Raw genomic sequence first — 18,662 nt, 5'->3', positions numbered from 1 at the left:
TCAACCGAGGAGAAGCCGATGAAAGCGCTGTTGATGGCAGTCGTGTCGCTGTTCCTGGTCAGCTGTTCGGGCGCGCCGCGCGGGCCCGACCCTGGTTTTTCCGACCCCGACATCGAGGCCCTGATGGCGCGCCAGAAGGTGGTGGGGCTGGCGCTGGCGCTGATCGACGAGGGCCGGGTGGTCAAGGTCGCGGCCTACGGCAAGCGCAACCTGGAGCGCGGCCTGCCGCTGCAGCCCGACACCGTCATGTATGGCGCCTCGCTGACCAAGACCGCCTTCGCCTACATGCTGCTGCAGCTGGCCAGCGAAGGCCGGCTCGATCTCGACGCCCCGCTCACGCAGCTGCTGCCCAAGCCCCTGCCCGAGTACCGCCTGGGCGAGCGCCGGGATTTCAGCGACCTGGCGCTGGATGAACGCTGGCGCCGGCTCACGCCGCGCATCCTGCTCACGCACGCCGGCGGCTTCGCCAACTTCCGCTGGCTGGAGCCGGACGAAAAGCTGCGCTTTCACTTCGACCCCGGCGCGCGCTACGCCTATTCGGCCGAAGGCATGTACATCCTGCAGCTGATCGTCGAGCAGGGCCTCGGACTCGATGCCGGCCGCGAGATGCAGGTGCGCGTGTTCGACCGCCTCGGCATGCCCAATACCGCCATGCGCTGGCGGCCCGACTTCGCCGCCAACCTGGCCGACGGCTATACCCTGGAGGGCAAGATGGAGCCGCATGACCAGCGCGGCGCCGTCACCGCCGCCGGTTCGATGGACACCACGATCGCCGACCAGGCCCGCATGTGGGCGGCGCTCGTGCGCGGCGACGCGCTGAGCCCCCGGATGCGCGCCGAGATGGTGCGCCCGCAACTGCCGATCCTGAGCGCCGGCCAGTTCCCGACCCTGGTGTCGCGGCCCGGTGCGCAGGTAGCGGGACTGGCGGCCGGCCTGGGCGTGGTCACCTTCCAGGACCGCAGCGGGCGCGGATGGTTCAAGGGCGGGCACAACGACAGCACCGGCAATATGGCGATCTGCCTGGAGGCGCGCCGGCGCTGCCTGGTGATGCTGTCCAACGACGTGCGCGCCGAGCGCATCTTCCCCGAGATTGCGCGCCTGGCGCTGGGCGAGAACGACATGCCGTGGCGCTGGGAATACGGCTGGTACGGCGCGTCCCGGCCGTGAATGGTCTGCGGGCATCCGTGCCCGCCTGAAAGGCCGTGACTGGTACGATGGGCGAAAATCGCTCAACTAACCGTCCGTTCATGAACACATTCCCGATCCGGCTTGCCTTCCCGGGCGGCGCCGCGATCGCCTGCCTGCTGCTCGCCCTCACCGCGCTGGCCGGCTGGGGGCTGCATTCGCCGGCATTGATCGGCGCCGGCGTCGGTGCGCCGCAGATGTATCCGCTTACCGCGGTCGGCTTCCTGTGCGCCTCTGCCTGCCTGTTGCTGCAGTTGCATCCGGTGCGCGCCGTTGCCCGCGCCGGCCGCGTCCCGGCCCTGCTGGTCCTGGCGATCGGCGCCGGCGGCGTGGCGATGCGCCTGTCCGGCTGGGCGCCGGCGCCGCTGTCGCTGGGCCTGGGCCAGGCATCCACTGCCTGGAGCCTGCCGGCGCTGCTGACGGCCGGCCTGTTCGTCGTACTCGGGGCCGGCATGGCGCTGTCGTGCGCGCGCCGCACGGTCGGCATCGGCCAGGCGCTGGCCGCCAGCGTGCTGCTGTTCTCGTTGCTGACCCTGGCCGGCTTCGCCGCCGAAGACACCTTCCTGTACCAGCTGCTGCCGGGACGCGGCACCTCGCTGCGCACCGCGCTGGCCTTCATGCTGGCCTCCGGCGCCACGCTGGCGCTGCATCCGGACCAGGGCATGGTGGTGGCGCTGGCCAGCCCCACGTCCAGCAGCCGCACCCTGCGCCAGCTGATGGCGCCACTGGTGCTGGCGCCGATCGTGCTGGGCATGGTCGCCACCGCGGCGGTGCGCGCGGCCGATCCCGGACTCGACCTGACCACCATGATCTGGCTGTTCGTGTGGGGCTTGCTGGTGATCCTGATCGCCGTGGTGTGGCGCTTCGCCTACCAGCTGTACCGCCAGGACCTGAACCGCGGCATGGCCGAACGCGAGCGCAACGAGGCGCTGCAGGCGCTGCGCCTGGCGGACGAGCGCAAGAACGAGTTCCTGGCCATGCTGGCGCACGAGCTGCGCAACCCGCTGGCGCCGATCAGCACCGCGGCGGGCCTGCTCAAGGGCGTGTATGCGAGCGACCCGGGCGCGGTGCGGCGCACCAGCGAGATCATCGCGCGCCAGGTGGACCATATGGTGCACCTGGTCGACGACCTGCTCGACGTGTCGCGCGTCACGCGCGGCATGATCGAACTCGAGCGCGATCGGGTCGACCTGCGCCAGGTGGTCGGCGCCGCCCTGGAGCAGGTGCAGCCGCTGCTGGACATGAAGCGCCATCGCCTGCGCACCGAGCTGCCGGATACGCGGGTGCTGGTCGAGGGCGACGCCAAGCGCCTGATCCAGGTCATCGCCAACCTGGTCAACAACGCCGCCAAGTACACGCCGGACGAAGGCAGCGTGCTGGTGGCGGTGCGCATCCGGGGCGGCGAGGCGGTGCTGGCGGTGCGCGACGACGGCATCGGCATCGCGCCCGAACTGCTGCCGGACGTGTTCGGCCTGTTCACCCAGGCCCGGCGCACGCCGGACCGGGCCCAGGGCGGCCTGGGCCTCGGGCTGGCGCTGGTCAAGAACCTGGTCGAGCTGCACGGGGGCACGGTGCGCGCCGATAGCGCCGGACCGGGCCACGGCAGCACCTTCACCGTGACCTTGCCGCGCCTGGACGAACCTGTCCCGGCCGGCCCGGACGACGCGCCGGGACCGCAACGACCCACGCGCGACCAGGCGATGAACGTGCTGGTGGTGGACGACAACGTCGATGCGGCCGCCTCGCTGGCGCTGCTGCTGGAGGCGGAAGGCTACCGGGTGGCGGTCGAGCATGCGCCGGCGCCGGCGCTGCGGCGCGCGCTCGCACAGCCCCCGGACGCCTGCATCCTGGACATCGGCCTGCCCGATATGGACGGCCGCGAACTGGCGCGCCGCATCCGCGCCGGCCTGGGAGAGCGCACGCCGCTCCTGATCGCCCTGACCGGCTACGGCAGCGACGCCGACCGCCAGGCCGCGCTGGACGCCGGCTTCGATCATTACCTGGTCAAGCCGGCCAATATGCAGCAGCTGGATGCGCTGCTGGCCGAGGCTCAGTCGCTCGGATAGCGCAGGTCGATCTGCCCGCGGATCGCGTCGAGCAGGCCCATGATCGCCAGCGTGTCGTCGTGGGTCATCGCAGGATGCTCGAGCAGGCCTTCGCGCAGGCAGCGGCCGGCCTCGATCGCCTCGTGCGTGTAGCCGTTGCCGAGCCAGGGGGTCTCCAGCGTGCGCGTGGAGCCGTCCTGCAGCGCAACCGTGACGCGCTCGGCCATGTGGAACATGCGGTGCATGCGCACGCTGCCGCGCGTGCCGGACACCACCAGCTCGCCCGGCGCATGCGCCCGCAGCGAGCAGCTGCAGACCGACAGCGTGCCGCCGGCATGGCGCATGGTGAAGGCGGTGGTGAGGTCGACGCCGGTCTCGCCCATGATGGCCTGGGCCTGCACCGCCTCGACCCGGCCCAGCAGGGCGCAGGCGATCGACAGCGGATAGATGCCCAGGTCGAGCAGGGCGCCGCCGCCCAGGGCCGGATCGTTGACGCGGTGGGCTGGATCGGGCGTGGCCGAGAAGCCGAAGTCGGCGTGCAGCTGGGTCACCGTGCCGATCTCGCCCGAGGCGATGACGCGCCGCACTTCGGCCAGGGCCGGCATGAAGCGGGTCCACATCGCCTCCATCAGGAACAGGTTCTTTGCCCGCGCCAGCGCCACGATTTCTCCCGCCTCGCGCCGGTTCATCGCGAACGGCTTCTCGCACAGCACCGCCTTGCCGGCGCGCAGGGCGAGCAGGGCGTTGGCTGCGTGCATCGGGTGCGGGGTGGCGATATAGACGATGTCGACGTCGGGACAAGCGACCAGCGCCTCATACGAGCCGAACGCACGAGGAATCTCGAACTGCGCCGCGAAGGCCTGTGCGCTATCGTCGCTCCGGGAGCCGACCGCGGCCAGCACGGCGTCGGGCGTGGCGCGCAGCCCTTGCGCGAAATCGCGGGCGATGCGCCCGGTGCCGAGGATGCCCCAGCGGACGATGCGGGTCATGGCGATTCTCCGATCTTCAGATGGTCCTTCAACGCCGCCACCACCAGCGCGTGGTCGTCCACGCCCGGCAGGCCCGAGACCGTGACCGTGCCGACCGCGCCGCGGCCGCGCACGACGATCGGATAGGCGCCGCCGTGGGCCGCGTAGTCGCGCATGTCCAGGCCGGGCAGCGCGTCGTGGTCGCCGCCGGCCTGGCGCACCTCGTTGTGGGTGTAGAACGAGCTGTGGCCGGTGCGCCTGACCAGGTTGTTCTTGCGCCGGATCCAGTCGGCGTGGTCGGGCGAGGCGCCCGGCATCGCGTGGGCGAACAGGACCTCGTCGCCCTGCCTGATTTCAAGCGTCACCGGGCGGCCGGCGCGCTTCGCCCGCGCCACCAGCGCCGCCCCGAGGGCGGCGGCGGCATCCCGGTCGAAGCGGTCGAACTGGAGCTGGCGTTCTTCCTGCAGCAGGGCGTCGAGCGAGATAGTGGAAATGGCGTGCATGGCGGATGGCTGTGGAAGTTGCTGCGCCGCGGCCGCGGCCGCGGACAGCAGCAGGCAGGAAGCAAGCTGGACATGGCGCTTCATGCCGGCACCGTCTTGCCCTCGGCATCGAGGTCCGGCTCCGGCTTCGGCTGGCTGCCGTCGTCGTGGTAGAACGGCGCGAACCAGGTGGCCAGGAACGAGGGGATGGTGGCGACCATCACCAGCACGAAGTAGCCGACGTACCCCATCATCTCTTGCAGGTGGCCGCTGATCACGCCGGTGACCATGCCGCACAGGCCCATCAGACCGGTGCCGAAGGCATAGTGGGTGGTGGTGTACTTGCCTGGCGCGAGCTGCTGCATCAGGTAGATCATGAAGCCGACGGCGCCGAAGCCAAAGAAGAATTTTTCGATCGCGACGCCGAGCGTGATCAGGACCAGGCTCGATGGCATGGTGAGCGCCAGCACCAGGAAGGCCACGTTCGGGATGTTGATCGCGCAGCACAGCACGAACAGCGTCGCCTTCAGGCCGCGTTTGGCGACGTACAGGCCGCCGAGCAGCGAGCCGACCAGCACCGCGGCCAGGCCGTAGGTGCCGTAGATCAGGCCCAGCATCTCGTTGGACAGGCCCAGGCCGCCCTTCGAGGCAGGATCGACCATGAAGAAGGGACCGATCTTTTCCAGCAGGCCCACGCTGAAGCGGAACAGGAAAGCGAAGGCGATCATGCGCCACACGCCGCGCTTCTGGAACAGGGTGACGAAGGCGTCGAGCAGGATGCGGCCGGCGTCCTTCACCGAGGACGGCGTGTCGGCCGCGCGCGCGCCTTGCGGCATGGTGCGCCAGTGCCATAGCGCCATCAACAGGGTCAGGCCGCCGACCAGCAAAAAGATAATGCGCCAGGCGTCGATCCAGTCCGGCCCGAACACGGCGGGATCATGGCCGAAGACGTGTGTGTGCAGGTAGCCGGAGAGATACACCATGCCGCCGGCGGCCACGATCGGGCCGATGTTCCAGGACAGGCTCTGGATGCCGCAGTACAGCGATTGCGCGCGGGCGTCGAGCGAGGTGACGTAGACGCCGTCGCTGGCGATGTCCTGCGTCGCGCCGATGAACGACAGGGCGAAGAAGATCGCCATCAGGAAGGTCATGTAGCCGGGCAGTTCCATCAGCAGCGCGACCCCGGCGAAGCCGGCGCCGATCGCCACCTGCGCGCACAGCACGAAGAATTTCTTGGTGCGGTACATCTCCACGAACGGCGCGAACAGCGGCTTGACCGTATACGCCAGGATCAGCAGGCTCGAATACTGGGCGGCGCGGCCGTTGTCCATGCCCAGGTTCTTGAACATGATGGCGGTGACGCTGGTGAGCATCACGTAGCCGAGCGCCATCGTGAAGTAGCCGGTCGGCACCCACAGCAGCGGCGAGGCGATCTTACGCATGGGCGGCCTCCGTGCTCGCCCGCGGCGCTGTCGCATGGGTCCAGGCCAGGTGGTCCGCGAGGATCGCCGATGCGCCCTGCAGGGCCGGATAGGGGGCCGTGATCAGCCAGGTGGGGATGCGCGCCGTGAACTCGCTGAAGCGGCCCTTGCGCTCGAAGCGCGGGCGGAACGGCGAGGCGACGAAATAGGCGCCCAGGCGCGGCACGACGCCGCCGCCGATATAGATGCCGCCGCGTGCGCCGAGGGTCACCGCCAGGTTGGCCGCCACCGTGCCCAGCATGCCGCAGAAGCAGTCGATCGCTTCCAGCGACAGGGCGTCGCCGCCGGACAGGCCGCGCGTCACGATGTCGGAGGGCGACAAGTCTTTATCGGACGCTATGCCGCGGCTCATGGCCAGCGCCTCGCGGATCAGCACCAGGCCGGGGCCGGAGACGAAGCGCTCGGCCGAGACGTGGTCGTAGCGCTGCCAGGCGTGGCGCAGCACGGTCACCTCGCGCTCGTCGAGCGGCGAGAAGGCCACGTGGCCGCCTTCGCTATGGAGGGGAATCCAGCGCTCGCCGCTCGGGACCAGCCCCGAGACGCCGAGGCCGGTGCCGGCGCCGACCAGGCCGATGGCGGCGCCGGCCAAGGGAGCGCCGCCGCCGACCTGGGCCAGGTCGTCCGGCTGCAGGATCGGCAGCGACATCGCCAGCGCCGTGAAATCGTTCACCACCAGCAGCGTCTCCAGGCCCAGCGCTCGGCGCGCCGCCTCGATCGAGAACGCCCAGTGGTGGTTCGTCATGCGGATGGCGTCGCCGTCCACCGGATTGGCGATCGCGATCACCGCGTGGCGCACCTTCGCGCCGGCGCCGGCCAGGTAGAAGCGCACCGCGTCTTCGAAGCGGGCGTGGTCGGCGCAGGCCAGCGTCTGCACGGCCTGGATCGCGCCCGGCGCCGGCTCCAGGGCGAAGCGCGCGTTGGTGCCGCCGATGTCGGCCAGCAGGCGCGGGCCGTCGGGGTGGGTAGTCGTCAGCATGTCTCCTCCTTGTCGCTCTTTTTTATGGCGATCAAGTCTTGATGCGGTTGTCGCGGGCTGCGATGAATTCGCGATACCACAAGGCGCTGTCCTTCAGGGTGCGCTGCTGGGTCGCATAATCCACGTGCACGATGCCGAAGCGCTTGGCGTAGCCCGAATTCCACTCGAAGTTGTCGAGCAGGCTCCAGAGGAAGTAGCCGCGCACGTCGACGCCGGCATCTATCGCCTCCTTGAGCGCGGCCAGGTGGCTGCGCACGTAGGCGATGCGTGCCGGATCGTGGACACGGCCGTTCTCGACCACGTCGGGATTGGCCATGCCGTTCTCGGTAATGTACACCGGAGGCAGGTCGGGGTACTCGGCTTTCAGCTTGATCAGCAGTTCGGGCAGGCCTTCCGGGAAGATCTCCCAGCCCATGTCGGTGACCCCGTGGCGAGCCGGCGGCGGCACCGGCGGGTTGGCGGCGCTGCACCAGCTGCGGAAATAATAATTCGAGCCGAGGAAGTCGATCTTCTGCCTGATGATGTCGAAATCGCCGTCGCGAACCTGCGGCGCGTTGGTGCCGTGGCCGCGCAGGGCGAGTTCGGGATAGCGGCCCTTGAAGATGGGGTCCATGAACCACTGCACCGAGCGCGCGTACTCGAATTCGGCCATCGCGCGGTCGGCCTCGGAAGCCGAGGCGGCATCGGCGGTCCACTGGTTCAGCACGATGCCCAGCTGCGCCGCGCCGCCCACCTCGCGCATGGCGCGCATGGCCAGGCCGTGCGACAGCAGCAGGTGGTGCGAGACCTGGATCGACTGCTTCAGGTCGACCACGCCCGGCGCGAACTGGGCGTTGCCGTAGCCGAGGTTGGCCGTGCACCAGGGTTCGTTGTGGGTGGCGATCGCCTCGATGCGGTTGCCGAAGCGGCGCGCCACTTCATGCGCGTAGTCGGCGAAGCGGTGGGCGGTGTCGCGGTTCAGCCAGCCGCCATCGTCCTGCAAGCCTTGCGGCAGGTCCCAGTGATACAGGGTGGCGTGGGGGCGGATGTTCTTTTCGGCCAGCGCGTCGAGAAGGCGGTCGTAGAAGCCGAAGCCGGCCTCGTTCCAGGCGCCCTTGCCATCCGGCTGGACGCGGGCCCAGGCCAGCGAGAAGCGGTAGGCGTCCACGCCCAGCGAGGCCATGATGTCGACGTCCTCGCGGTAGCGGTGATAGTGGTCGCAGGCGACGGTGCCGTCGCTGCCATCCTTGATGTTCGCCTTGTTCTTGCAGAAGGTGTCCCAGATCGACGGGCCCTTGCCGTCGACGTCGTGCGCGCCTTCGATCTGGAAGGAACTGGTGGCCACGCCCCAGGTGAAGTCGGATGGGAAGTCGTTGTTGAAGTCGAAATTGGGGCTCTTGGTCATGGAATTCTCTGATCGAGGCAAAGCGCGAGGGCGAAGCGCTTGAAAACAAAAAGCAGGCCCGCGGGAGCGGGCCTGCCGTGCTGCGGCTTAGAAATCGAAGCCGGTGTTGATGCCGACGGTGCGCGGCGGCTTGTACTGCGCCAGCCATGGGCCGAAGCCGTTGAAGGCGCTGGTCTTGATCTTCTTGTCGCTCACGTTGCGCACGAAAGCGTCGACCCACCATTTGTCCTGCTGGTAGCGCAGGCCGACGTCGGCGCTGGCATAGGCCTTCTGGCGGTCTTCCGGGCCGAGGTCGAACACGCTCAGGCGCACCTCGTCCTCGTAGCGCGCCGTGATGCGCGGTATCAGGCTGCCGCCATTGGCCAGGCGGAAGGTGTGCTGGTACTGGACCGTGGTCGAGAACTTCGGCGCGTGCGGCAGCTTGTGGCCGGTGACGTCGAGGCAGTTCGAGATGCTCGGGTCGACCGTGCAGGTCGGCAGCGAATAATCGTTCGAGCCGGCGATCAGGTGACCGAGCTTGGTGTCGAGCACGGCCAGCGCGATCGACAGGCGGCCATCCTTTGCGATGCGGGCGGCGATCTCGGTTTCCAGGCCGTACACCTCGGCGCCGTCGGCGTTCTCGATGGCCAGGCCGCGGCTGCCGTCCGGGAAGCTGACCGGCGAATTGAACTGGAAGTCCTTGAAGTCCATGTAGAACAGCGCGTTGTTGATGCGCAGGGCGCCGTCCAGGAAGGTGCTCTTCGAACCGATCTCGTAGTTGGTCAGCGTCTCGGGCTGGTAGGGCAGGCCGCGATCCTGCACGCCGCCCGACTTGTAGCCGGTCGATACGCTGGCATAGACCATATTGTTGCGGTCGATGTCGTAGTTCAGGCGCACCAGGCCGGTGGCCTTGTTGTCGCTGTAGCGGCCGTCGTTCGGCACGCCTTCGACGTAGCCGTTGACCGGGTCGCGCGGGTCGATGTGCGGGTTGAGCGGCACTTGTGGCGCGCTGAGGTCATTACCCCAGGTGTAGCCGCGACCGCCCGTGTGGACGCGCTTGTCGTGGGTGTAGCGCACGCCGCCGGTCAGGTGCCAGGCATCGGTGATGTTCCAGGTGGCCTGGCCGAACACGGCCGAGGTGTCCACGGTCTGCTTCGGCTGGATGAAGGAACCCTGCCAGTTCACGGCGCCATCCTGCGTGCCTTTCATGCCGGCGATGTCGAAGCGGACGTCGTTCTTCTCGTTGCCATAATAGGCGCCGACCTGCCAGTCGACGGTGCGGGTGCCGGTGGACTGCAGCAGCAGCTCGTGGCTGTGGCTCTTGTAGTTGGAGTCGACCGTGGTGTGTTCCTGGAAGATGCCGCCGGTGGTGATCGAGGTCGGGACCACGGTGCCGCCATCCTGGTCGAAGCGCATGTCGCCGCTGTACTTGGACCAGCCGGCCACGTACTGCAGGGCCATGTCGGGGCTGATGTCCCAGCTCAGGCGGCTGCGCACGTTGTGGCTGTCGCGGTTGATCCACGGCGCGCTGTCGGACAGGGTCGACCAGTGCTTCTCGCCGGCGCGCGGGACCTGCATCAGGTTGGCGCTCGGGGTGCCGCGGTCGATGAATTTTTCGTAGGCGATGTCCCAGCGCACGTTGGGCGCCAGTTGCCACAAGAGCGACAGGCGCGCCGCGCTCTGGTCCTGGGCGCTGTACTTGTCGCCGCCCGAGACGAACTGGTTGGGATTGATCGGACGGAAACCGGCCGGATCGGCGCCGGAAGCCAGGTAGGCGGCGCGCTGCGACTCGACCGACGGGTTCTTGAAACGCTGGTAGTCGACGTAGCCGTCGTGGCGTTCGTGCACCACGGCGAAGCGCAGCGCGGCATTCTCGGCGACCGGGATATTGACCGCGCCGCGCACGCCCAGGCGGTTGTAGTCGCCGATGCCGCCCTCGAGGTAGCCCGAGCGGCTGTTCAGTTCCGGCTTGACGGTCTGAATGTTGACCGCGCCGACGGTGGAGTTGCGGCCCCACAGCGTGCCTTGCGGACCGCGCAGCACCTCGATGCCCTCGACGTCGAACATCAGGGCAGTGGCGCCTTCGGCGCGCGGCGAATAGACGTTGTCGACGAAGGATGCCACTTCGGGGTCGGCGTATTCGGTCTTGGCGCTGTCGTTGCCGATGCCGCGCAGGGTCATGGTGGTGACGCCGTGGTCGCCCTGGGCCGTGGCCTGGAAGCCCGGCACCAGCGCCACCACGTCGAGCATGGTCTGCACGTGGTTGTCCTGCAGGGTGGCGGCGTTGAGCGCGGTGACCGCGATCGGGGTACGCTGCAGCGAGGTCGAGCGCTTGGTGGCGGTGACCTTCACCTCGGCGATCTGGCCGTTGTCGACGACGGCGGGCGGCGTGGCGGCGGCAGCGGATGCCGGGTCGGACGCGCTCTGGGCCTGGGCGCTGCCGATGCCGGCGAGCAGGGTCAGGATGGCGAGGCGGATGGGGGTGGACGACGAGGTGCGCACTGCGGCCCCCGCGGGCGTAGTCATGGTCATTGCTTGTCTCCGAGTATTGTTTTATGGGTACATCTGGGCGCTGAGAGCGCTAACACATGGATCGATGGGAAATCGATTTCATCAATCTTGAAAACGGTTTCATAGTAATTTCGTCCGTAAAAAAATGTCAATTAGAATTTTTGAACATGCTTACTGCGTTTGTTGTATCTCAACGACGGCCATCCTATGAAAGATTTTCATGGCGACGCGCTTTCCATGCTTTGCGGGTGAGTATCGGTGATATACTTCAAGCAACAATCTGTCTTGGATGAGTCCGGAACGCTTCATGAAAAACGTCGAGAGCAGCACCAGCACCAGCACCCTGTACCAGGTCGCCAGCGCTGCCGGCGTCTCTCCCGCCACGGTCTCGCGCTTCCTGAACGGCACCGCCAAGGTGTCCGAAGACAAGCGGCGCACCATCGAGCGCGTCATCGATGAACTGAACTACAAGCCGAACCGCCTGGCGCAAAGCCTCAAGATCGGCAGCACCCGCACCATCGGCGTGCTGACCCAGTCGCTCGAGAGCGGCTACTTCAACCGCGCCATGGTGGGCATCGAGGATGCGGTCAAGGCGGCCGGCTATGCGCTCCTGATCATGAGCGGGCACTGGCATGCCGACGAAGAAGCCGAGCGGGTCGAGCTCCTGATCGGACGCCGCGTCGACGGCGTGGCCATCCTGACCGGGAACATGAGCGACCAGCAGATCCTCGACTTCTCGAAGCGGGTGCCGATCGTCGCCTTCGGGCGCGACGTCCAGGGCGCGCGCACCCACGGCTTTTGCCTGGATAACTACCGCGGCGCCTGCGAGGCGGTGGAATACCTGATCGCGCAAGGCCACCGCCGCATCGCCCACATCGCCGGCCCGGACGACCATCGTGACGCACGCGCGCGCCTGGCCGGCTACCACGACACCCTGGCCAGGCACCGGATCGAGGCCGATCCGCGGCTGGTGGTGGCGGGCGACTTCAGCGAATCCGGCGGCTTGCTGGCGTTGAACGGGCTGCTGGCCGCCAACCTGCGCTTCACCGCGATCTTCGCGGCCAACGACCTGACGGCGTATGGGGCGCGGCTGGCGCTCTACCGGCGCAATATCCGGGTGCCGGAAGACATCTCGCTGGTCGGCTTCGACGACCTGGAAAGCTCGATGTATACGACGCCTCCCCTGACCACGGTGCGCCAGCCGCTGTACGACGCCGGGATCGGCATCGGGCGCCGCATGCTGGCGATGCTGGCGCACGAGCAGCCGGAGGGCGAGGTGCCGCAGCTGAGCCTGATCGTGAGGGAATCTGTCAGATTGCTGTGAGCCCCGCGCAGGCTTGTTGTTACATCTGGTAACACATTGCCGAAATAAATCGTTTGCAATTAAATCGTGAGCTATGTAATATGCTTTCCATTGCAGCGCCGAACGGACAAGCAAACGGGTCGGCGGGCCAAGGCAGCAAACCATTTATATAGCGCGCTACTCAATAGCGGTTTAATGAAATCGGGCGGCAAGGGCCGCCGACTACGACAAGGAGTCTCATCATGGCAATCGACAAAGTCCTCTACCGTGCAAGCGCCAAAGCCTCGGGTGGCCGCGAAGGCCGCGCCGTTTCCTCGGACGGCGTGCTGGACGTGAAACTGACCACCCCGAAAGAACTGGGCGGCGCCGGCCTGGAAGGCACCAACCCGGAACAGCTGTTCGCGGCCGGCTATTCGGCCTGCTTCCTGGGCGCCATGAAATTCGTCGCCGCCCGCGACAAGCTGAAAATCTCGCCGGACGTGTCGGTGGAGGGCAGCGTCGGCATCGGTCCGATCCCGACCGGCTTCGGCATCGAAGTCGTCCTCAAGATCAGCCTGCCCGGCGTGCCGGCCGATGAGGCGCAAACCCTGGTCGACCGCGCCCACATCGTCTGCCCGTACTCGAACGCTACCCGCGGCAATATCGACGTGACCCTGCAACTGGTGTGATGCGGTGCTTCCCCCGGGCAACCGGGGGATACGGAAACCTGTCGTATGCAAGTAGCCGAAATGAATAAGTAGTGTGCGATTTAATCGTGAATATTTTCACTGGCCGCTACCACCACCGAATGATCCGTTTATGCAATGAAGGCGCGCGGCGCGCTGCTAATGTGGCAGATGGCACCCCGCCAATCCAGAACCCAAACAAGAAAGGAAGCACCATGAACACCCTGAGCAAAGCCCTTGTCGCGGCATCCCTGACCCTCGCTTACGGCGCCGCAGCGGCTGCCGACATCGCCCCCACCGTGGAGCGCCGTACCGCCGAATTCCTGACCGCGCTCAACTCCGGCGGCGGCAAGCCGATCGAGCAGCTGTCGCCGGCGGACGCCCGCAAGGTGCTGGAAGGCGCGCAGAAGAGCGTCAAGGTGAACCTGCCGGCGGCCGAGGTTTCGGACAAGGTGATCACCGTCGACGGCAAGCAGATCAAGCTGAAGATCGTGCGTCCGGCCGGCGTCAAGGGGGTGCTTCCCGCCTTCATGTTCATCCACGGCGGCGGCTGGGTGCTGGGCGACTATCCGACCCACGAACGCCTGGTGCGCGACGTGGTCGAAAGTTCCGGCGCGGTGGCGGTATTCGTCGACTATACCCGCTCGCCGGAAGCCGGCTACGGTGTGGCGCTCAACGAAATCTATGCCGCGACCAAGTGGGTGGCCGAACATGGCAAGGAACTGAATATCGACGGCAGCCGCCTGGCGGTGGCGGGCAATAGCGTTGGCGGCAATATGTCGGCCGCGCTGACCCTGATGGCCAAGGACAAGGGCGGACCCAAACTGCGCTATCAGGTGCTGATGTGGCCGGTGACCGACGCCAACTTCGAGACCGGTTCGTACAAGCAGTTTGCAGAAGGGCACTTCTTGACTCGCAATATGATGAAGTGGTTCTGGGACAGCTATACGAAGGACGCGGCCAAGCGCAAGGAAGTCTATGCCTCGCCGCTGCAGGCCACCCTGCCGCAACTGAAGGGCTTGCCGCCAGCGCTGATCCAGACCGCCGAGAACGATGTGCTGCGTGACGAAGGCGAAGCCTATGGCCGCAAGCTGGACCAGGCCGGCGTCGACGTGACCGTCACCCGCTACAACGGCATGATCCACGACTTCGGCCTGCTCAATCCGCTTGCCACCTTGCCGGGCGTGCGTTCGCAAGTGCTGCAAGCCGGCGCCGAACTGAAAAAACACCTGGCCAAGTAACACTTGCTGCTTGCTGTCTGGGCCGCCCGAGGGCGGCCCTTTTTTTATGCGCCGTCATGCAATCGGTGTCGTCGGCGCAAATAAATTTAACAATTGGAGGAATATCCGGGCGGCCGATCTGGGCGAATAAAAGTGATGGGAAACCACGAACGGGGACTGGTCATGACGGCGCTTGCCCTGGCTGCATCAACGCGTCCCGACGCACGAAAACAAGCCGTTTTGGAAATAAAACTGCTGCATTGCAGAAATTTGGGGCATCCGTGGGGCGTCGTCGGGCTCAGCAATAAATGGTTACATCTGACGCTAAATCCTTACTTCTTCATGCGTCAACCATGCTGAATTACCAGCTTTTCGTATATGTCCGGCAAGTAAGTTGTCATCTTTGCGTCGGCGCAATACAACGGCGCGAAATATTTTTCCGCGCGGAAAACCAAAGCGAAAAAAGGTGTTTAGAATTGCCGTCCATCAGCTTCCTGACGTAAATATTTCAGACGCGTCCGGGCTGTAAAAAGCACACAGGCAATTACTTTACATCTCAAGAAATTTAACAATTCGCGGCTTCCATGCAAACTACTGTTTCTGTTCCACGTCGTTCTTCTTCCGTACTCGTACAAGCCCAGCTGTTCTCGCTGCCGGTCGTGTTCGCCCTGTTCGGCGTGATCATGGGCTCGTGGGCCGGCCGTATCCCGGCCCTGGCCGCCGGCGTCAACGTCTCGCACGCGGCGCTGTCGATGGTGCTGCTGTGCGGCGGCCTCGGCGCCGTGATCTCGTACCCGATCTCGTCCTTCCTGATGGGCCGTTTCGGCGCGCGCAAGACCCTCATGATCTCGGGCCTGGCCCTGCTGTGCGTGCTGGTCTCGATCGGCATGGCGCCGGACGTGTCGCGCCTGATGATGGCAGTCCTGATGCTGGGCATCACGGCCAGCACCTTCGACGTCGCCATGAACTCGGCCGCCGCCCGCCGCGAAAAAGAGAGCGGCAAGTCGGAAATGTCGCGCCTGCACGGCCTGGCCTGCGCCGGCGGCCTGGTCGGCGCCACCCTGGGCAGCCTGATGGCCAGCATGAAGATCGCGCCGGCCACCCACTTCCTGATGCTCGCCGGTCCGCTGGCCGTGGTGCTGTGGCTCGCCGTCAACCTGCTGGAGGCGGATGAAGCCGGCGTCAAGGTCGAGAAGAAGAAGTTCGCGCTGCCGCGCGGTCCGCTGGTCCTGCTGGGTCTGCTGGGCTTCTTCGGTTCGATGGCCGAAGGCAGCATCGCCGACTGGAGCGGCCTGTTCCTGAAAGAGCACTTCGGTGCATCGGACGGCCTGGCGCCGCTGGCACTGTCGTCGTTCTCGGTGATGATGCTGATGTCGCGCATGGTCGGCGACAAGATGAAGGAACGCTACGGCGCCAAGCGCCTCGTGACCCTGGGCGCGCTGGTCGCCGCAGCGGGCCTGTTCTTCGCGGTGCTGGCGCCGAACGCCTATGTCGCCCTGGGCGGCTTCGCGATCGCCGGCGTCGGCCTGGCCCTGGTGTTCCCGTTCGTGTTCAGCGCCGCCGGCGCGCAAGGCCCGGCTGCCCTGGCAGCGGTGGCGAGCATGGCCTACAGCGGTAGCCTGATGGGCCCGCCGGCAATCGGCGCCGTCGCCCACTTCGTCGGCATGCAGGCAGCCATCGCCTACGTCGGCGGCCTGTCCCTGGTGATCGCCATGGTGGCGTGCCGCACCCGCCTGCTGAAATAAGATCGATGGCGGCCTCGGTGGCCGCCTGGAAAGTCACAACGCAGACGCGTCCGCAAGGGCCGTCTGCGTTGTCGTTTGTGGTGTCCGGATCAGCCGGTTACCTGCTTGAGCCACTCGCGCGGCGAGGCGCCCATCATCGTCGTGAAGGCGCGCGTGAACGTGGATGGACTGGTATAACCCGTGCGGCTGCTGACCTGCTTGACCGGCATGCCTTCGCGCAGCAGACGTGTGCCGACGCCGATGCGCCAGCGTGTCAGGTACTCGCCAGGCGGGACGCCCATCACATCGCGGAAGCGCTCGGTGAACGCGGCGCGCGACATGCAGGCCACCTGGGCCAGCGACTGCAGGCTCCATGGTTCATGCGGGCGCTCGTGGATGACGGCCAGCGCCAGCGACAACTGGCGGTCGGACAGCCCGGCCAGCAAGCCCACCGACAGCCTGCCGCTGTCGAATTCGCGACGGATGACCTGGATCATGAGCACGTCGCACAGGCGGTCCACGATCATGTCCGAACCAGGACCATTCTTGCCCGCTTCGTCGAACAGAAGGTCCAGGGTGCTGCGCAGCCCATCGATTTCCGAAAGGGGAATGACGAGACAGGATGGCAGCACGCGCGTCAGCGGATTGTTCAACCCATCCTGGAACGTGATGTGTGCGCACAGCAGGTTGGCGGAATGGCCGGGGCGCACCTGCAGTGTGTGGTTATCGCCGCGGGGATAAAACAGCAGGCTTGGCTCCGTGATGCAGAGGGTGCCGCCGTCGTCATGCACGAAGTCCACCGTTCCGGAGTGAACCAGGTGTAGCTGGCCCGACATGCCGTCTGCCAGGAAACGATTGCCGTCGCAAAACGTGCCGTTGTAGAAAATACGGGCGTTGAAGGATTGACGACCGACCAGCGATGACAACTTATCCATAACCATTCAATTTCGACTGAGTGACAGCTATTCTGGACGATAAGGCAGGTTTCCGCGTGGAAATTGGTGAGAATTCAAGCGAGAATACAACGCTTGTCGGCAATCGCCTTCCTATCTTATTTCCCCAGCATGAACAATCTACGTATCAAGTACGTGATCACCGCCGTGGTCGGCGTGCTCATCCTGCTTACGATCGCCGTCGGCGCCATCGGATTTCATACCACCCAGCGCGCGGTCGACCTGCTCGAGAACCTCGCTCTGCGCGCAGCCAACCAGCAAACCGCTGTCGCGAGTATCGAACTGCGCATGGAGATGAATCGAAGCCATATCCTGCAAGCATTGCAACATAACCCGGAAAATCGGTTTGCGCCGCTCCATAACCATCCGCTATCGGTTCATAGTCAGTTCATCGCCAACAATAGTGAAGAATTGCGTAGGGAAATCGCCACGCTGCGTGCAAGCGTCGTCCGTCCCGAGACGCGGCAAGCGATCGAACAGTGGGCTGGCGTCAGCAACAACTTCGGTATGGCGTTGATAGATGAAGCCATGCGCGCCATCGAAGGCAGTCAGTGGGACCAGGCAAATGACATGCTGGGGAAAAAAATCAATCCGGTGTATGCCGAATCCATGAAGGCCTACAGGAATCTCGATGCATTCATGAACGAGCGCAACAAGCAGCAGAGCGAGCAACTCCACGCGGAACTGGACACCCTGAACATGATTGTGGTCGGCGCCATCCTGCTTGCCGTGCTGCTGGCTTGCGGCGCCACCGTCTATCTGGTGCGCGCCATCGGCGCGCCGCTGTCCAGGGCCGTCGACGTGGCGCGCCGGGTGGCTGCCGGTGACCTGGGCGTGCGGATCGATGTCGATTCGCGCAACGAGTTCGGTCAACTGCTGGCGGCGCTGCGCGACATGACGGCAAGCCTGGCCAGCATCGTCGGCGACGTGCGCAACGGCAGCGATACCATCGCCACCGCCTCCACCCAGATCGCAGCGGGCAACCTGGACCTGTCGGCGCGTACCGAGCAGCAGGCCAGCGCGATCGAAGAAACCGCCGCCTCGGTCGAGGAGCTGACGAGCACCGTGCGCCAGAATGCAGAGAACGCACGCCAGGCCAATGGATTGGCAGCATCGGCGTCAGACGTCGCCCGCCGCGGCGGCGCCGTGGTCACTGAAGTGATCGGCACGATGGGTGAAATCAATGCATCGGCGCGCAGGATCGTCGACATCATCGCGGTGATCGACGGCATCGCTTTCCAGACCAATATCCTGGCCCTGAATGCCGCGGTCGAGGCGGCGCGGGCCGGCGACCAGGGCCGTGGCTTCGCGGTCGTGGCGACCGAAGTGCGCAACCTGGCCCAGCGCTCGGCCAGCGCCGCCAGGGAAATCAAGGAATTGATCACCGATTCGGTCGGCAAGGTCGACAGCGGCAGCCGCCTGGTCGACCAGGCTGGCGCGACGATGGAAGAGATCGTTCAAAGCGTGCGCCGGGTGGCCGACATCATGGGCGAGATCACCACCGCCAGCGCCGAGCAGAGCGCCGGAATCGAACAGATCCACCAGGCCATCAGCCAGATGGACCAGGGAACCCAGCAGAATGCCGCGCTGGTCGAGGAGGCCGCCGGCGCCGCCCAGTCGCTGCAGGACAGCGCCGCAGGACTGGCACAGCGCGTCAGCGTCTTCAGGCTGGCCGCAGGCCAGCAATCCTCGGCGCCGGTTGCGCCGGCCGGAATGGCGAGCGCGTCAAGAACGCTGGCGCACTGGTCGCCGGCGCCTGCCTGACGCCTGCCGGCGGTAGCGCGGA

At 66.2% G+C, this 18,662-nt stretch carries 15 protein-coding genes; 8 read left to right on the top strand and 7 right to left on the bottom strand.

Annotated elements, in window-relative coordinates; genetic code table 11:
* The first annotated feature begins 18 nt into the window (after positions 1–18).
* Complete coding sequence (locus ABIB42_RS08125; RefSeq protein WP_005664503.1) at positions 19–1,167, top strand: serine hydrolase domain-containing protein; 1,149 nt, start codon at positions 19–21, stop codon at positions 1,165–1,167.
* 80 nt (positions 1,168–1,247) lie between these two features.
* Complete coding sequence (locus tag ABIB42_RS08120) at positions 1,248–3,251, top strand: hybrid sensor histidine kinase/response regulator (protein ID WP_005664504.1); 2,004 nt, start codon at positions 1,248–1,250, stop codon at positions 3,249–3,251.
* Here ABIB42_RS08120 and ABIB42_RS08115 read toward each other — a convergent pair.
* From ABIB42_RS08115 to ABIB42_RS08090, 6 genes are all read right to left on the bottom strand, one after another.
* Positions 3,236–4,219, bottom strand: a complete 984-nt coding sequence (locus ABIB42_RS08115; protein ID WP_005664506.1) for a Gfo/Idh/MocA family protein — start codon at positions 4,217–4,219, stop codon at positions 3,236–3,238. The two genes, ABIB42_RS08120 and ABIB42_RS08115, sit on opposite strands and share 16 nt — an antisense overlap.
* Complete coding sequence (locus ABIB42_RS08110; protein ID WP_005664508.1) at positions 4,216–4,785, bottom strand: heme-degrading domain-containing protein; 570 nt, start codon at positions 4,783–4,785, stop codon at positions 4,216–4,218. The genes ABIB42_RS08115 and ABIB42_RS08110 overlap by 4 nt, the downstream gene beginning before the upstream one ends.
* Positions 4,782–6,122, bottom strand: coding sequence for an MFS transporter (locus ABIB42_RS08105; RefSeq protein WP_005664510.1), 1,341 nt, complete (start codon positions 6,120–6,122; stop codon positions 4,782–4,784). The genes ABIB42_RS08110 and ABIB42_RS08105 overlap by 4 nt, the downstream gene beginning before the upstream one ends.
* A complete protein-coding gene (locus tag ABIB42_RS08100) occupies positions 6,115–7,137 on the bottom strand; it encodes a glucokinase (RefSeq protein WP_005664511.1) in 1,023 nt (340 codons plus the stop codon). The genes ABIB42_RS08105 and ABIB42_RS08100 overlap by 8 nt, the downstream gene beginning before the upstream one ends.
* A 31-nt stretch (positions 7,138–7,168) precedes the next feature.
* Positions 7,169–8,521, bottom strand: coding sequence for a GH1 family beta-glucosidase (locus ABIB42_RS08095; protein WP_219861775.1), 1,353 nt, complete (start codon positions 8,519–8,521; stop codon positions 7,169–7,171).
* A gap of 87 nt (positions 8,522–8,608) precedes the next feature.
* Positions 8,609–11,032, bottom strand: a complete 2,424-nt coding sequence (locus tag ABIB42_RS08090; RefSeq protein ID WP_219861773.1) for a TonB-dependent receptor — start codon at positions 11,030–11,032, stop codon at positions 8,609–8,611.
* Between the two features lie 286 nt (positions 11,033–11,318).
* Here ABIB42_RS08090 and ABIB42_RS08085 point away from each other — a divergent pair, with 286 nt between their 5' ends.
* The 5 genes from ABIB42_RS08085 to ABIB42_RS08065 all read left to right on the top strand — a co-directional run bounded on the left by ABIB42_RS08085 (position 11,319) and on the right by ABIB42_RS08065 (position 15,944).
* Positions 11,319–12,335: a LacI family DNA-binding transcriptional regulator gene (locus ABIB42_RS08085; RefSeq protein WP_429248197.1), complete on the top strand. Its 1,017-nt coding sequence runs from the start codon at positions 11,319–11,321 to the stop codon at positions 12,333–12,335.
* A gap of 221 nt (positions 12,336–12,556) precedes the next feature.
* Positions 12,557–12,982 carry an organic hydroperoxide resistance protein gene (locus ABIB42_RS08080; RefSeq protein ID WP_219861770.1) on the top strand — a complete coding sequence of 142 codons (426 nt, stop codon included), beginning with the start codon at positions 12,557–12,559 and terminating at the stop codon, positions 12,980–12,982.
* A gap of 212 nt (positions 12,983–13,194) precedes the next feature.
* Complete coding sequence (locus ABIB42_RS08075; RefSeq protein ID WP_219861768.1) at positions 13,195–14,220, top strand: alpha/beta hydrolase; 1,026 nt, start codon at positions 13,195–13,197, stop codon at positions 14,218–14,220.
* 162 nt (positions 14,221–14,382) lie between these two features.
* Positions 14,383–14,559, top strand: a complete 177-nt coding sequence (locus ABIB42_RS08070; RefSeq protein WP_219861766.1) for a hypothetical protein — start codon at positions 14,383–14,385, stop codon at positions 14,557–14,559.
* Between the two features lie 224 nt (positions 14,560–14,783).
* Positions 14,784–15,944 carry an MFS transporter gene (locus ABIB42_RS08065; RefSeq protein WP_005664523.1) on the top strand — a complete coding sequence of 387 codons (1,161 nt, stop codon included), beginning with the start codon at positions 14,784–14,786 and terminating at the stop codon, positions 15,942–15,944.
* 89 nt (positions 15,945–16,033) lie between these two features.
* Here ABIB42_RS08065 and ABIB42_RS08060 read toward each other — a convergent pair whose 3' ends face one another.
* A complete protein-coding gene (locus tag ABIB42_RS08060; RefSeq protein ID WP_429248196.1) occupies positions 16,034–16,864 on the bottom strand; it encodes a cupin domain-containing protein in 831 nt (276 codons plus the stop codon).
* A gap of 123 nt (positions 16,865–16,987) precedes the next feature.
* Between ABIB42_RS08060 and ABIB42_RS08055 the strand changes: the two genes are divergently transcribed.
* The gene (locus tag ABIB42_RS08055) at positions 16,988–18,640 is read left to right on the top strand and encodes a methyl-accepting chemotaxis protein (protein WP_219865135.1); all 1,653 of its coding nucleotides are present in this window, start codon (positions 16,988–16,990) and stop codon (positions 18,638–18,640) included.
* The last annotated feature ends 22 nt before the right edge of the window (positions 18,641–18,662 follow it).

The organism is Massilia sp. UYP32 (assembly GCF_050434365.1).
GTDB classification, from domain to species: Bacteria; Pseudomonadota; Gammaproteobacteria; order Burkholderiales; family Burkholderiaceae_D; genus Telluria; species Telluria timonae.
This window is presented reverse-complemented; position numbering and strand designations above follow the sequence as displayed.

Excerpts from the sequence above, each read along its gene's own strand:
- ABIB42_RS08125 (WP_005664503.1), top strand. The coding sequence starts at position 19 with ATGAAAGCGCTGTTGATGGCAGTCGTGTCGCTGTTCCTGGTCAGCTGT.
- ABIB42_RS08120 (WP_005664504.1), top strand. The coding sequence starts at position 1,248 with ATGAACACATTCCCGATCCGGCTTGCCTTCCCGGGCGGCGCCGCGATC.
- ABIB42_RS08115 (WP_005664506.1), bottom strand. The coding sequence starts at position 4,219 with ATGACCCGCATCGTCCGCTGGGGCATCCTCGGCACCGGGCGCATCGCC.
- ABIB42_RS08110 (WP_005664508.1), bottom strand. The coding sequence starts at position 4,785 with ATGAAGCGCCATGTCCAGCTTGCTTCCTGCCTGCTGCTGTCCGCGGCC.
- ABIB42_RS08105 (WP_005664510.1), bottom strand. The coding sequence starts at position 6,122 with ATGCGTAAGATCGCCTCGCCGCTGCTGTGGGTGCCGACCGGCTACTTC.
- ABIB42_RS08100 (WP_005664511.1), bottom strand. The coding sequence starts at position 7,137 with ATGCTGACGACTACCCACCCCGACGGCCCGCGCCTGCTGGCCGACATC.
- ABIB42_RS08095 (WP_219861775.1), bottom strand. The coding sequence starts at position 8,521 with ATGACCAAGAGCCCCAATTTCGACTTCAACAACGACTTCCCATCCGAC.
- ABIB42_RS08090 (WP_219861773.1), bottom strand. The coding sequence starts at position 11,032 with ATGACCATGACTACGCCCGCGGGGGCCGCAGTGCGCACCTCGTCGTCC.
- ABIB42_RS08085 (WP_429248197.1), top strand. The coding sequence starts at position 11,319 with ATGAAAAACGTCGAGAGCAGCACCAGCACCAGCACCCTGTACCAGGTC.
- ABIB42_RS08080 (WP_219861770.1), top strand. The coding sequence starts at position 12,557 with ATGGCAATCGACAAAGTCCTCTACCGTGCAAGCGCCAAAGCCTCGGGT.
- ABIB42_RS08075 (WP_219861768.1), top strand. The coding sequence starts at position 13,195 with ATGAACACCCTGAGCAAAGCCCTTGTCGCGGCATCCCTGACCCTCGCT.
- ABIB42_RS08070 (WP_219861766.1), top strand. The coding sequence starts at position 14,383 with ATGACGGCGCTTGCCCTGGCTGCATCAACGCGTCCCGACGCACGAAAA.
- ABIB42_RS08065 (WP_005664523.1), top strand. The coding sequence starts at position 14,784 with ATGCAAACTACTGTTTCTGTTCCACGTCGTTCTTCTTCCGTACTCGTA.
- ABIB42_RS08060 (WP_429248196.1), bottom strand. The coding sequence starts at position 16,864 with ATGGTTATGGATAAGTTGTCATCGCTGGTCGGTCGTCAATCCTTCAAC.
- ABIB42_RS08055 (WP_219865135.1), top strand. The coding sequence starts at position 16,988 with ATGAACAATCTACGTATCAAGTACGTGATCACCGCCGTGGTCGGCGTG.